Raw genomic sequence first — 12,639 nt, forward strand, 5'->3', positions numbered from 1 at the left:
GCCCCCCTTACCAGGTCTGCTCCACCCAGTCGACGCCGGGAACGACCCGATTGATGACCTCCATTACTTGGTCGTAGTTGGAGTACGACATCATCTTGGTCTCTGAGCCTGCTGCGTCACATGGCTCAGCGGCGCGGCCTGCTTCGGTACCGGAGACGACACCGATAATGCTGGCGCGCCCGCCAATGAGATAGAACACCGGTCCGCCGGAATCGCCCGGCAGTGCGCAGACGTGGGCGATATCGCCGTAGGTCTCCCGCTCGGTCTCTGTGTCAGTGCGGATGATCTGCGTGCGGTTCGAGGCCTCGAAATCTCCGCAGGTGAATCCTGTGGTGGCACCCGTCTTGCAGATCTCTTCTCCCACCGGAATATCCCCGGAGTACAGCGCCGTCTCGATCGGCTTGCCCACGAGGTCCATATAGCGGTCGGGGTCGGTGATCTCGATGATGCCCACGTCGATGTCCCCGGTCTCCCCCACATCGTCGCTGTAGAGGCCCGAATAGATGTAATGCCCGACCTCCACGGAATAATCCGAGACCGTCTCGGCGTACGTCGGCCACACCAGGTCGCCTTCTTTGCCGCAGTGGCCGGCAGTGACGGCATAATTGCGCCCGTCTGGGCCACTGAAGCTGAACGCGACCGTGCATGTCTGCGCCGTGAACTGTTCGCCCGCCTGCGGATAGTGGTCAGTTGCCTGGATCTTGGTGCCGGGCGCCCACTGCGCGAATGCCGGGGAGGAAACTTGGTACCCCATCGCCGGCTGGTCCGGGTTCTCCGCCTGCCCGTCGTGGTGCTGTTCCCCCGGGGGACGCTGCACGTGCTCGCGCTCCTGGCGTTCCTCCGCTGACGGCGTCGGGTGCTGCGCCGTGGTGACTCCCAGCCATGCCACGGAAGCCACCATGAAGGTGGCGATCACGACCATGGCCGCCCACAGCGCCACTCCCGCTGAGGAACCGTGGTGTTCTTCTGGCCTCTGGTCCGCCCGGTGCGTCCCGTCGTGGCCCGCCTCGTAGTACGGGTACGACACGTCAGGTGCGGCGTGCTTAGGCGTCCTGCTCTCCGGAGTGTGTGTCATCGGTGGTGCTCTTCTCGCCGTTGTCGCCCTTCTCGCCGAATTCCTTGATCAAGTTCATGTCGCGGAGAAATTTCTCCGGGTCGAATTCGGTGTAGTGTTCGGGGCCTGCGAACTGCTCCTGGGCCATGGTGGCTGGTGTCTCCTTTGCGCTAGCTCTTCTGCTCCGCGGCGGCTGCGACGGTCTCGGCGATGTACGTCTTCACTGCCTCGGCATCGTTGGGCATGTCCACCACGTGACGGCCAGCATCCATGATGTGGGCGAAACGCTCAGGCACGTCGGGCTCCTGGCCGGTGGCCTCGACGATGGTCTCGGAGAATTTCACCGGCAACGCGGTTTCCAGCACAACGATCGGGGTGTCCACTTTATCGGCCACGCCGCGTGCGACAAAGACGCCGTCGGCAGTGTGGGGGTCGATCAGGACGTTGTGGGCGGAGTGGGTGTCACGAATCGTCGATACGCGATCTGCGTGCGTCGACGTGCCGGACAGGAACCCGTAGCGCGAACGGATCTCATCCATGAAGTGGTCGTCGAGCTCGAAGCCGCCGTCCTTCGCCTTGACGCCGAAGAGCTCCGCAGTCTGGTTCGCGTCGCGCTCGATGACGTCGAAGATGAAGCGCTCGAAATTGGATGCGCGGGAAATATCCATCGACGGCGACGACGTCGCGTGCGTCTCCGCCGCCGAGCGCGGGCGGTACTGACCGGTAGTGAAGAACTCGTGGAGCACGTCGTTCTCGTTCGTCGCGACGATGAGCTTGTCCACCGGCAACCCCATCTGCTTCACGATGTGGCCGGCGCAAATATCGCCGAAATTGCCCGTGGGGACCGAGAAGGAGATCTGCTCGTCGTTGCTTTCGGTGACCTTGATGTAGGTGGAGATGTAGTACACGGTCTGCGCGAGCAGACGCGCCCAGTTGATGGAATTCACCGCGCCGATGTGGTGCTTGGACTTGAATGCGGCATCGGCGTTGACCTCCTTGACCACGTCCTGGCAGTCGTCGAAGACGCCGTCGAGCGCGATATTGAAGATATTCGGCTCATCCAGCCCGAACATCTGGGCCTGCTGGAACGGCGTCATACGGCCAGCCGGGGTCAGCATGAACACGTTGATATTGTCCCGGCCGCGCATCGCGTACTCAGCGGAGGACCCCGTGTCGCCGGAGGTCGCGCCGAGAATATTCAGGGTCTCCTCGCGGCGGGCCAGCTCGAATTCGAAGAGCTCACCGAGCAGCTGCATCGCCATGTCCTTGAACGCGGCTGTCGGACCTTCAGACAGGTGGGCGATGTAGAGGTCATCCTCCAGCTTGCTCACCGGGACGATCTCCTCGTCCGCGAAGACGGGGGTGCGGTACGCGTTCGCGGTGAGCTGCTCGACCTTCGCCGGCGGGATATCGCTGACGAAGAGCTTCACCACCTCGGCAGCGAGTGCCGCATAACCACCCTCGGCGAGAACACCGCGCCACTGTGTGAGGCGCTCATCCGTGATCCGCGGGTACGCCACGGGCACGTACAGGCCGCCGTCGGGGGCGAGCCCGGACAGCAGAATGTCGGTGAACTTGTTCGGAGCGGCTGACGCGTCGCGCGTTGAGATGTAATCCACCCAAAGCAGTCTACGTGGGATCGCTCACTAAATAGAAGGGTGGGGGTAATGCGTTACCGGCTATGCGCGCCCGGCGGATCCTGCCGCCCGGTGAGAATGTCCATGATTCCGCGCACAGCATTCTCTCCCAGCACCGGCAGCACGCGATCTTCGAAACCTGGGGTGTCGCGGGTCTGCCGCGCATCGCGCGTGTAGCGCGCAGCAGCGTCGTCCCGGCGCGCCATGCTTACCGACGGCGCCGCCACCGAGACCTTCAGCATCGTGCCGTCCAATTCCAGGGAGGTGGCGGAGTCAGCGCCGGCGGTGCGTGCCGCATCCACGAGCGCGACGAGGTCGCCGTACGTAGCATCGTTCAGGTCGATCGACAGATTCACAGCCATGCCTGCCAGCATAGTTAGTCGTCGTACTCGAAGGACGGCTTCTCGCCCCAGAACACCTCCTCGACGACGGCGTGCGCCCGGCGCGTGAGCTTCAAGTAGTGGTCCAAAAAAGCCTGCGCGTCGTGGGGGTCGTATCCGGCGGCACCGGCGACCTGGTTGAGCTGCGCGCCCGGCCCCGGGAGCTGATCCGTGCGCTTGCCGGTCACCAGCACCAAGGCATTGCGTGCCTCGGTGGCGAGCAGCCACGCCTCCGTCAGCGTGCGCGCCTGGGGCGTCGCGATGATCTTCTCCCCCTCCTCCGTGACCAGGAAGTCCAGCACCTCGAGGGTGGAGGTGTTATGCAGCACGTCGTATTCGTGGGCGTGCATCATGGTGAGCAATTGGACGGTCCACTCGATATCCGATAGCGCGCCGCGCCCCAGCTTGGTGTGCGTGGCGCGGTCGGCGCCGTGGGGCAGGCGTTCGTTGTCCACACGGGCCTTGATGCGGCGGATCTCACGGATGTCTGCTTCGCTCGCGCCGCCTTTCGGGTAGCGGAACGGGTCGATCGCCTTTAAGAAGGCGGTGCCCACTTCGCGGTCGCCAGCGACGTAGGTCGCGCGCAGCAAGGCTTGTTTCTCCCACACCGCGCCCCACTCCTTGTAGTAGCGCTCGTAGGAAGCGATCGTGCGCACGACTGGCCCAGAGCGACCTTCGGGCCGCAGGCCGAGGTCGACTTCCAGCGGTGGGTCGCCGGACGGCTTGGACAGGCGTTTGCGCATCTGGTCGATGATCTTCGTCGCCCACGCCAAAGCCTCGGACTCGTCGACACCGTCTGCGGGCTCAGCCACCACGATCACATCGGCATCCGAGCCGTAACCGAGCTCCTGCCCGCCGAGACGGCCCATGCCGATCACGGCGATGCGGGCCAGCGGTTCCTCGGTGCCACGCGCGATGAGGTCGGCGCGCACTTCCGCGCGGATGCCTGCTTCGAGCACGGCGTCCCACACCCAGGAGAGCTGCTCGCAGACCTCGCGCACGTCCATGAAGCCGAGCAGGTCCGCGGAGGCGATGCGGGCGAGCTCTGCGCGGCGCAGTGAGCGCGCCACCTTCACGGCCTTGTCCGGGTCGTCGTGGCGCTTCGTCGCGGCCACCAATGCCTTGTAGACCCGGTCGGGGGCGGTGTCCAGGAGCTTCGGTTGGGACGCGCCGTCACCGAATTGCTTGACTACATCGGGCGCAGAAATGATCAGGTTCGCCGCGTACGGGGAGCTGCCGAGGATGTGCATGAGGCGCTCGCCGACAACGCCTTCGTCGCGAAGCATGCGCAAAAACCACGCCTTGTCGACGGCCGCTTCCGACAGCTTCCTGTAATTGAGCAGCCCGGCGTCCGGGTCCGCGGTCTCCCCCAACCACGCCATGAGCGTGGGCAGGAGGATCTGCTGCAACCTCGCCTTGCGGGACGTCCCCTTCGCCAGCGCGGACAGGTGCTCATAGGCACGGTCCGGGTGCGTGTAACCGAGGGCCTTTAGGCGGGCCTTCGCGGCATCGGCACCGAGACGTGCCTCGCCCACGCTCATCCCGGCGATCGAGTTCAGCAGCGGGCGGTAGAACAGGCGCGTGTGCAGGTCGGCGATCTTCTTGCGCTCTTTTTTCAAGCGCCGGTCCAGTTCGTCGACGGCGGAGGCCTTGGGCGAGGAGATGAACCCGGAGGTCAAAGCTAGCCAACGGCGGTTCTCCGCGTCGTCGTCGGCGGGCAGAGTGTGGGTGCGCTTGAAGCGGTGCAGCTGGAGGCGGTGCTCGAGCAAACGGAGAAATTCGTACGCCTCGACCAGGTCGGCGGCGTCCTCGCGGCCGATATAGCCGCCGGCTGACAGGGCCTCAATGGCAGCGACGGTGTTCTGGGCCTGAACGGAATCGTCGATCCTCCCGTGGACGAGCTGCAGCAATTGAACCGCGAACTCGGCGTCGCGCAGCCCGCCGGAACCGAGCTTCAGCTCGCGCGAGCGCATGTCCGCCGGCACATTCGACAGCACGCGGCGGCGCATGGCTTGAACGTCCTCGACGAAAGAATCGCGTTGGGAAGATTCCCACACCATCGGCCGTAGGCGGTCGTAATAGGCCTGGCCCAGCTCCATATCACCGGTCATCGGGCGCGCTTTGAGCAGCGCCTGGAATTCCCATGTCTCGGCCCAGCGCTTGTAATACGTCTCGTGAGAATCGAGGGTGCGCACCAATGCACCGGACTTGCCCTCCGGGCGCAGGTTCGGGTCGACGTCGAAGAACGCGGCGTTGCCCACAGCCGTCAGCTCGCTGGCGACGCGGGTGGCGTGCGTGTCTGCGGGCTCGGCGACGAAGATGACGTCCACATCCGAGATGTAGTTCAGCTCCCGCGCGCCGCATTTGCCCATCGCGATGACGGCGAGCGAGCCCTCGTAGTCCTCGTCGCCGTGCACCGTGCGCACCGCGACAGCCAGCGCCGCGGTCAGGGCCGCATCCGCGATGGTGGTGAGCAGCTCAGTCACCTCGCCGTACCCCAGCTCCTCGTGCTGAGCGCCGTAGCCCTTGAACGCGGAATACGTGCCCGCCAGATCCGCGGCTGCCACGCGCATGACCAGCGTGCGATACGCATCCTTCAGCAGCTTTTTCGCCTCAGTTCCCGTCACCGCCGCACGATAGGTTCCGGCACAATCACAGCTTTTCGACGCCGTCGGGTCCCCCTCCACCGGCTCCGCGTCCACCGCGCCCAACATGGCCTGGAAAATCTCTTCGGAGCTGGGCAACGGCTCCGCCAGCAGTTTCCATTTCTCCGGGTGCGCCACCAAGTGATCGCCTAAGGCTGTGGAGCCTCCCAATAGGGCGAAGAGGCGGACGCGGAGCACGTCGTCGTCGATAAGCGCTTGGCGCAATTCCTCGTAGCCGTCCCCGAGTGCCTCAGCGAGGCGGAAGCTCGTGTTGAGCGTGAGATCCGGATTGCCCGAACCCCCGAGCGTGTAGAGGACGTCGTTGTCGCTCCAGCCGAGTTTCTCCAGGTCCTCGGCGGCATTCGCCCCGGTGAGCGCGAGTTGGGCAGGCGACGGTGAGCTGCTGCGGGCCATGGTTCCTTTCTTAGAGATTCAGATTATTGGCCAGTTCCCACGGAGTGATCTGGTCCTCGTAGGCGTGCCACTCATCCCACTTAGAGCGCAGGAAGAACTCGAAGACCTGCTCGCCCAGCACCTCCGCCATGAACTCGGATGTCTCCAGCACGCGCAGCGCCTCGTCGAGCGAGCCCGGCAGATCCTTGTAGCCCATCGCGCGGCGTTCGCGGCGGGTGAGCGCGAAAACGTCGTCGACGGCAGGCTCCCCGAGCTCCATGCCTTCCTCGATTCCGTGTAGTCCAGCGGCGAAGATCGCGGCGTACGCCAGGTACGGATTCGCCGCGGAATCGATCGTGCGCACCTCGATGCGGCGCGATACCGATTTATGCAGGCGGTAGGTGGGCACGCGCACCATCGCCGAACGGTTGGACACGCCCCACGTCGCGGCCGTCGGAGCCTCGGACCCGAACTGGAGGCGCTTGTACGAATTCACCCACTGGTTCGTCACCGCGGAGATCTCCCCCGCATGCTCGATGACTCCCGCAATGAACTGGCGGGCCGTCTTCGACAGCGAATACTCGTCGTCCGGGTCGTGGAACGCGTTGTCCTCCCCCTCGAACAAGGAGAAGTGCGTGTGCATCGCCGATCCGTTGTGCTCGCGGAACGGCTTCGGCATGAACGTAGCCAGCACCCCGTTTTTCTCCGCGACCGTCTTGACCACGTAACGGAAGGCGATCACATTGTCCGCCATCGTCAGCGCGTCCGTGTGCCGCAGGTCGATCTCCTGCTGCCCCGGCGAGCCCTCGTGGTGCGAGAATTCCGTGACGATCCCCATGTACTCCAACGCAGAGACAGCTTGACGACGGAACCGTGGCGCCGCATTCTGCTTCGCCTGATCGAAATACCCGCCATCGTCGACAGGCGTCGGCTCGTCGCCCTTGAGCACGTAGAACTCGATCTCCGGGCTGGCCATGCACTCGAAACCCGCATCCGCGGCCTTATTCAGCTGGCGGCGCAGCACCTGTCGCGGATCCGCATACAGCGGCTTGCCGTCCGGCATCGAGATATCGCAGAACATCCGCGCCGTCTGCAATCCATCTTCCACGTCGAACGGCAACGTCTGGTACGTCGACGGATCCGGCAGCAGCAACGTGTCCGATTCAGAAACGCGCGAGAAACCTTCGATGGAGGAGCCGTCGAAGCCCACACCTTCGTCGAAAGCCATTTCCAGCTCCGCCGGGGACATCATGACCGTCTTCAGCTCCCCGAATAGGTCCGTAAACCAGAGGCGGATGAAGCGGATATCGCGCTCCTCAACGTCGCGCAGAACGTTTTCTTGTTGGCTGTTCATGCCTTCCAGCGTAGTGAGCATCACCGCGCCTGACGCTGAATCACGTTAGGTAAACTAAGGGTGAACAAGAATATTTGCTCCGAGTTTGCAAAGAAGGCCAGATCCAATGAGCACCCAACCGTTTATCGAGGTCGAGGCTAAGTTTGCCGTCGATGACTCCATCGCCGTCCCCGACCTGACCGCCCTTTCCGCCGTCGAATCCGCCGGCGAGACCGTCAACCACAGCCTGTCCGCGATCTACTACGACACCGCGGACCTGCGCCTGACCCGCGCCAAGGTGACCCTGCGCCGCCGCACCGGCGGCAAGGACGACGGCTGGCACATCAAACTCCCCGGCGCTAGTGGTCGAACCGAGCTCCACGCGGAGCTCACCGACCCGTCGACCCCGCCCGATGAGCTGCTCGCCGCAGTGCGCGCCATCATCCGCGGCGAGCCCCTTGCCCCCATCGCCCAGGTGGACAACGACCGCGCCGAAACCCCGCTTTTCGACGCCGCCGGCGACCAGATCGCCGAATTCTGCGACGACCACGTCACCGCCTGGTCCCTGCTGCCCGGCGGCCAGCAGACCTCGTGGCGCGAATGGGAAGTCGAACTATCCGGCGAGCTCGCCGAGACCGTCGACGGCAACGCGCTTTTGCACGAGGCCACCTCGCTGCTGATCAACCGCGGCGCCCGCAAATCTGCCTCCTCCTCCAAGCTCGCCACCGCGCTCGGCGATTCCGCCGCAGCTGCACCGGTACCGCCGTACATGAGCGCCGGAGGCCTCGACGAGGACTCCCCCGCCAAGGCCGTCGTCGACTCCCTGCGTGTCCAGCGCGACCGCCTCGTCGAATGGGACCCGAAGGTTCGCAACGACGAGTGGGATTCTGTCCACCAAATGCGCGTGGCCACCCGCGAGCTCCGCAGCCTGCTTGAGACCTTCGAGGGAATCCTCGCCGGCGACCAGACCAAACACGTCGAGAGCGAACTCAAGCAGCTCGCCGCCCTGCTCGGCAGCGCCCGCGATGCCGAGGTCGTCGAAGAACGCTTCATCGGCCTGCTCGACTCCGACACCACCGGCATGATCGACGACCCCGCCGCCGAGCACGTCCGCGGCGACATGCGCCGCGAATACGAACGCGCACACCGCCGCATTCTGCGCACGCTCGACTCCCAGCGCTACCTCACGCTTCTCGACGACATCGATGCCATCCTCGCCGACCCGCCCCTCGCCACGGACACTTCGGCAGAAGAAGATTCCGGGGAGGCTGCTACCGCTGAGGCTGCTACCGCCGAGTCCGCCCCGGCCGAGGCCCGCACCTCCGAGGAGATCCTCTACGAACACCTCGAGCGCGGCTACAAGAAATTGGCCAAGCGCCACAAACTGGCGCTTGAGCACTACCCGGACATGTCCCTGCCACTGCACGACCGTGAGGAATACGTCCACGACGTGCGCAAGGCCGCGAAGAAGCTGCGCTATTCGGCCAACGCTGCAAAAGACAGTGGCCTCAAGGCCAGCAAGCTGTCCAAGGCGTGCAAGGAACTCCAGGAGATCTTGGGCGACTACCAGGATGCGGTGACTTCACGCGACCGCATCGAGAAGCTCGCCGCCAGCGCCCGCAAGCGCGGCGAGGACACCTTCTCCTACGGCATGCTCTACCAACGGGAAATGTCGCGCGGCGACAAGGCTCTCAAGGACTACCCGAAGGCGTTCAAGGAGGTCAAAAAGGCCTTCAAGAAGGTGGAGCCCAAAGAAAACTAGCGCCTAGCGGCACACTCCCCGCCAAGCGCTAGACCACAAGAATTAGGGAGTTATTTCTCCCACGAGGCCGGCTGACCCCAGTTGTCGTCGGCCTCGTCCTGTGCCTCGGCGGCCTTATTACGCTCCTGCGCGGTAGCGAGCGCCTGCTCGGCTTCTTCGCGAGTGTCGTACGGCCCCATGCGATCGTCCCAGGAGCCTTCCTTGCCCTGGGAGACCTCGCGGGTGCTGGGGTTGAAGTAGAACTTCTCGTCGCTCATCATTAGTTCCTTTCGGTCGCGTGTTCTTTCGACCAGGCTACCCGCGGACGATTGGTACTGTTGTGTGGGTAAATTCGCCCGCCCGACCGCGCACCGAAAGGACAGTGCATAACACCCATGGCTGTGTGGACCGCCCCTGAAACTACCGCGTCCGACCGCGTCGCCCAGGCTCACCGCAGCCGCACCGGGAATGCGCCCGCCCACACTGCCGACGCGCCGGGCACGTTCATCGTCGTCGGGGAAAATTCCGACCATTTCGGCGGCATCACCATCGTGGGCCTGACCGACCTGCGCGCAGCGGCTGCCGTGAGCCCGCGCGAGGACAGCACCATCGCGGTGCACGCGGAATTCGCGGGCATCACCGTGGAGGAGACCACGGACTGCACGCGCATCGCCCAGCTCGCTGAGCACAACGAGCCGGCGGACGAGAGCCCGGCGCGCACGCTCGCGGAGCGCTTCGGCGGGCTGGTGCACACGCTCGTCGGCAGGCAGATGCTCTCGCGCGATACCGCGGGCATGGACATCACCGTCATCGCGGACATCCCGCTCGGCGCGGGACTGGGCGCGCTGCATGCGGCGGACGCGGCGCTCGTTCTCGCGCTGATGGGAGGCGACGAGGAGATCGACGCGGCGCCGCTGCGCACGCGTCTGGCGGATATCGCGTCGCAGTCGGCGCGCACGTTCTCCCACCTGCCGGTGCTGCGCGCACGTCATTCGGCGGCGCTGCGCGGCAAGGAAGACACGGTGTCGGTGATCGACTACGCAGATGGTTCGCTCACCCAGGCGCCGCACCCGGCGAAGGCAGAGGTACGGATTGTGTCGGTGGCGTCGTCGCACGGGGAACCGTTCGTCGACAAGGCGCAGGGTGTGCAGGAAGGGCGCGAGTTCATCGACGACGCGTGCGCGAATTTCGGCGTGGCGTCGCTGCGCCAGTTGCCGAATGCCGCAGACCGCGTCGTGGAGTGGGTGGACGCGCGACGGCAGGTCCACGGCACGGATTCCGCGCCGACGCTCGAGACGGCCCGCGCATGGGTCGATTTCGGTGCGGCGGAAACGGAGCTGTCCGCGAATGCGGCCCGCGCGCTGCGTTCCATGCGCACGGATGAGTTCTTCGAGGTCATCGGCGCGCCTGAGCAGACGCCGGGGTTGCCGGCGCCGGAACAGCTCGTCCAGCTGCTCGCCCTGCGTGGCGCACGCGCGGCACGTCCCGCGGCGGCAGGCATGTCCGCCGCGGCGCTCGCCTATATTCCCAGTGTCACAGCAGACAACGCGATCGCGGACTTGTCCGCTGACGGGCTCGCGGTCGTGGAGGTCACCCCCGGCGAGCCCGCGCGGGTCACCAGCTAGTCAGCGGGCCACGCAAAAAGCACTTCACGCTTATCGACGTCCGCCCTCACCAGCGACATCCCCACCTCCGTCGCTTCCTCCGGGGTGCCGGCGCACTCGGCCAGCACCGGCGGGTCGGCGATGAAGACGCGGGCGGTGTCGGATTCCTCATTGGTCTGCAGCACCACGCCGGTGAAATTCTCCCCCACCCACGGCTGCAGGACCGTCGCCTCGGTGAGGTTCAGACACGCGCGGTCGACGGTGTTGGCCAGCTGGGATGTCCGCCCCATGGTCTTGAGCACCCGGGTAGTGTCGTCGTGCACCCACTGCGGGATCTCGGTGCCGGCGCACAGCGCCAGGCACACCTCGGTGGCATAGCGGTCGACCAAGCGCCGCAGCGGCGCAGTCACGTGCGAATAGTATCCACCGATGCCGGCGTGAACCTCCGGCTCGTCGCCAGTAAGCGCGACGTATCCCGCGCCGCGCAGCAACTTCTGCGCTTCACGCATCACGGCCATGCCACGCGGGGTGTCCGCGTCGATGGTCTGGAGAAATTCGCCGATATCGGCATCGTCGGACAAGTCAAAGCCCAACGCGCGAACTTCGCCGCGGAACGCCTGCTCCGACTTCTCTTCCGCCGGACGCAGCGTCCGCAAAAAGCCCACGCCTGCATCCTCCATCATTCTTCCCGCGGCCATGCCGGTCAGCAGGGAGATCTCAGAGTTATAGTCCATCATTTTCTGGCGGGGCTCGATGAGGAGCTCAAAGCGGCCGTCGTCAAGCTCAACGACGCGCACCGACGGAACGCGCAAGTTGATCGCGTGCCTGCGTAGCGACGACGCCGCCCGCAGCTCCCCCACTTCCGGTAGCAACGCGATCGACGGGTGCAGCTCGCCGTTGTCCATGTCTTCCTGCACGCCGTCGTAATCGAGGCGCGCGACTGAGCGCACCACCGCGCGCTCCACATTCGTGTCGGTGAGCTCGCCCCGCGCGTCCAGCTCGAATGTCCACAGCACCGCTGGCTTGTCCTCATCCGGCAAAAGCGATGCCGACCCCTCGGACAGCTCCTCCGGGTGCAGCCGCGCTGGCTCATCCGGCAGGTAGATCGTCTGTCCGCGCTTCAGCGACTCCTCGTGCAGCGCGCTGCCCGGATCCACGAACGCCGCGACATCCGCGATGGCGTAAAACACCCGGTAGCCGTCGCCGTTCTTCTCGATCGCAACTGCCTGATCCAGGTCCATCGAGCCCGCCGGGTCAATGGTGACGAACTCGATCTCGCGCGCGTCGCGTCGCCTGTCGGCGTACCTGTCCTGCGCATTCGCTGCCTCTGAGTGCAGCTCGGGCAGAAAATCCGTGGGCACGTCGAATTCGTCGGCGATCGCCCGGAAATCAAGCGGTGCGGCATAGAGCTTCATGGGGGCCAATTGTGGCAGAAACTGGGCGAGTGAGTCAGCCTTTAAGCCGGATTCTGTGCCCCTACCCCGTGTGGGGAGGGGCGGCGATCATCCATCTAGGACGCCGGTTGCCCGGCGCCTCGAGCAGCTACCTTCGAACTGGGCGGGCAGCCTCATAACGTCCGACGATCCCAGCGTGCGCGGCTGGAATTCTTGCCTTGCTCCCGGTGGGGTTTACCTGGCCGGTTGTGTCACCACATCCGCCGGTGCGCTCTTACCGCACCCTTTCACCCTCACCCGGTTTCCCGGGCGGTCTACTTTCTGTTGCACTTTCCCGCGGGTCGCCCCGGGTTGCCGTTAGCAACCACCGTGCCCTGTGGAGTCCGGACTTTCCTCGACCCCTGCCTGACACCACTGATGTGGCGGTACAGGTCGCCGCGATCACCCGGCCGACTCAC

Annotated in this window: 10 protein-coding genes and 1 other RNA gene; 2 read left to right on the plus strand and 9 right to left on the minus strand. The window is 65.2% G+C overall.

All coding sequences use genetic code 11. The features are described from left to right. Positions 1-7 precede the first annotated feature (7 nt). The 6 genes from M3G19_RS03655 to M3G19_RS03680 are packed head-to-tail and all read right to left on the minus strand — an operon-like array spanning position 8 to position 7,463. Complete coding sequence (locus M3G19_RS03655) at positions 8-1,075, minus strand: S1 family peptidase (protein ID WP_259900489.1); 1,068 nt, start codon at positions 1,073-1,075, stop codon at positions 8-10. Beyond that, a complete protein-coding gene (locus tag M3G19_RS03660; RefSeq protein WP_210571529.1) occupies positions 1,044-1,202 on the minus strand; it encodes a hypothetical protein in 159 nt (52 codons plus the stop codon). The genes M3G19_RS03655 and M3G19_RS03660 overlap by 32 nt, the downstream gene beginning before the upstream one ends. Before the next feature lie 22 nt (positions 1,203-1,224). Next, positions 1,225-2,673 carry a threonine synthase gene (thrC, locus tag M3G19_RS03665; RefSeq protein ID WP_259900491.1) on the minus strand — a complete coding sequence of 483 codons (1,449 nt, stop codon included), beginning with the start codon at positions 2,671-2,673 and terminating at the stop codon, positions 1,225-1,227. Positions 2,674-2,726: 53 nt separating this feature from the next. Continuing rightward, the gene (locus M3G19_RS03670; RefSeq protein ID WP_259900494.1) at positions 2,727-3,053 is read right to left on the minus strand and encodes a hypothetical protein; all 327 of its coding nucleotides are present in this window, start codon (positions 3,051-3,053) and stop codon (positions 2,727-2,729) included. A 14-nt stretch (positions 3,054-3,067) separates the two neighbouring features. Beyond that, a complete protein-coding gene (locus tag M3G19_RS03675) occupies positions 3,068-6,130 on the minus strand; it encodes a bifunctional [glutamine synthetase] adenylyltransferase/[glutamine synthetase]-adenylyl-L-tyrosine phosphorylase (RefSeq protein ID WP_259900495.1) in 3,063 nt (1,020 codons plus the stop codon). A gap of 10 nt (positions 6,131-6,140) precedes the next feature. After that, positions 6,141-7,463 (minus strand): glutamine synthetase family protein, encoded by a 1,323-nt coding sequence (locus M3G19_RS03680; protein WP_259900496.1) that lies wholly within the window; start codon positions 7,461-7,463, stop codon positions 6,141-6,143. A 106-nt stretch (positions 7,464-7,569) separates the two neighbouring features. On the opposite strand from M3G19_RS03680, the gene M3G19_RS03685 reads away from it, so the two are divergent. Further along, positions 7,570-9,204, plus strand: coding sequence for a CYTH and CHAD domain-containing protein (locus M3G19_RS03685; protein ID WP_259900497.1), 1,635 nt, complete (start codon positions 7,570-7,572; stop codon positions 9,202-9,204). A gap of 50 nt (positions 9,205-9,254) precedes the next feature. On the opposite strand, the gene M3G19_RS03690 is transcribed toward M3G19_RS03685, so the two are convergent. Then, positions 9,255-9,461, minus strand: a complete 207-nt coding sequence (locus tag M3G19_RS03690; protein ID WP_210571516.1) for a hypothetical protein — start codon at positions 9,459-9,461, stop codon at positions 9,255-9,257. 117 nt (positions 9,462-9,578) lie between these two features. Here M3G19_RS03690 and M3G19_RS03695 point away from each other — a divergent pair, with 117 nt between their 5' ends. After that, a complete protein-coding gene (locus tag M3G19_RS03695; protein WP_259900498.1) occupies positions 9,579-10,808 on the plus strand; it encodes a galactokinase in 1,230 nt (409 codons plus the stop codon). Here M3G19_RS03695 and M3G19_RS03700 read toward each other — a convergent pair. Beyond that, a complete protein-coding gene (locus M3G19_RS03700; RefSeq protein ID WP_259900507.1) occupies positions 10,805-12,202 on the minus strand; it encodes an RNB domain-containing ribonuclease in 1,398 nt (465 codons plus the stop codon). The two genes, M3G19_RS03695 and M3G19_RS03700, sit on opposite strands and share 4 nt — an antisense overlap. Before the next feature lie 26 nt (positions 12,203-12,228). Then, positions 12,229-12,638, minus strand: an RNA gene (gene rnpB, locus M3G19_RS03705) — RNase P RNA component class A. Position 12,639: the final 1 nt, after the last annotated feature.

It is taken from the genome of Corynebacterium sp. p3-SID1194, from assembly GCF_025144155.1.
GTDB lineage: Bacteria > Actinomycetota > Actinomycetes > Mycobacteriales > Mycobacteriaceae > Corynebacterium.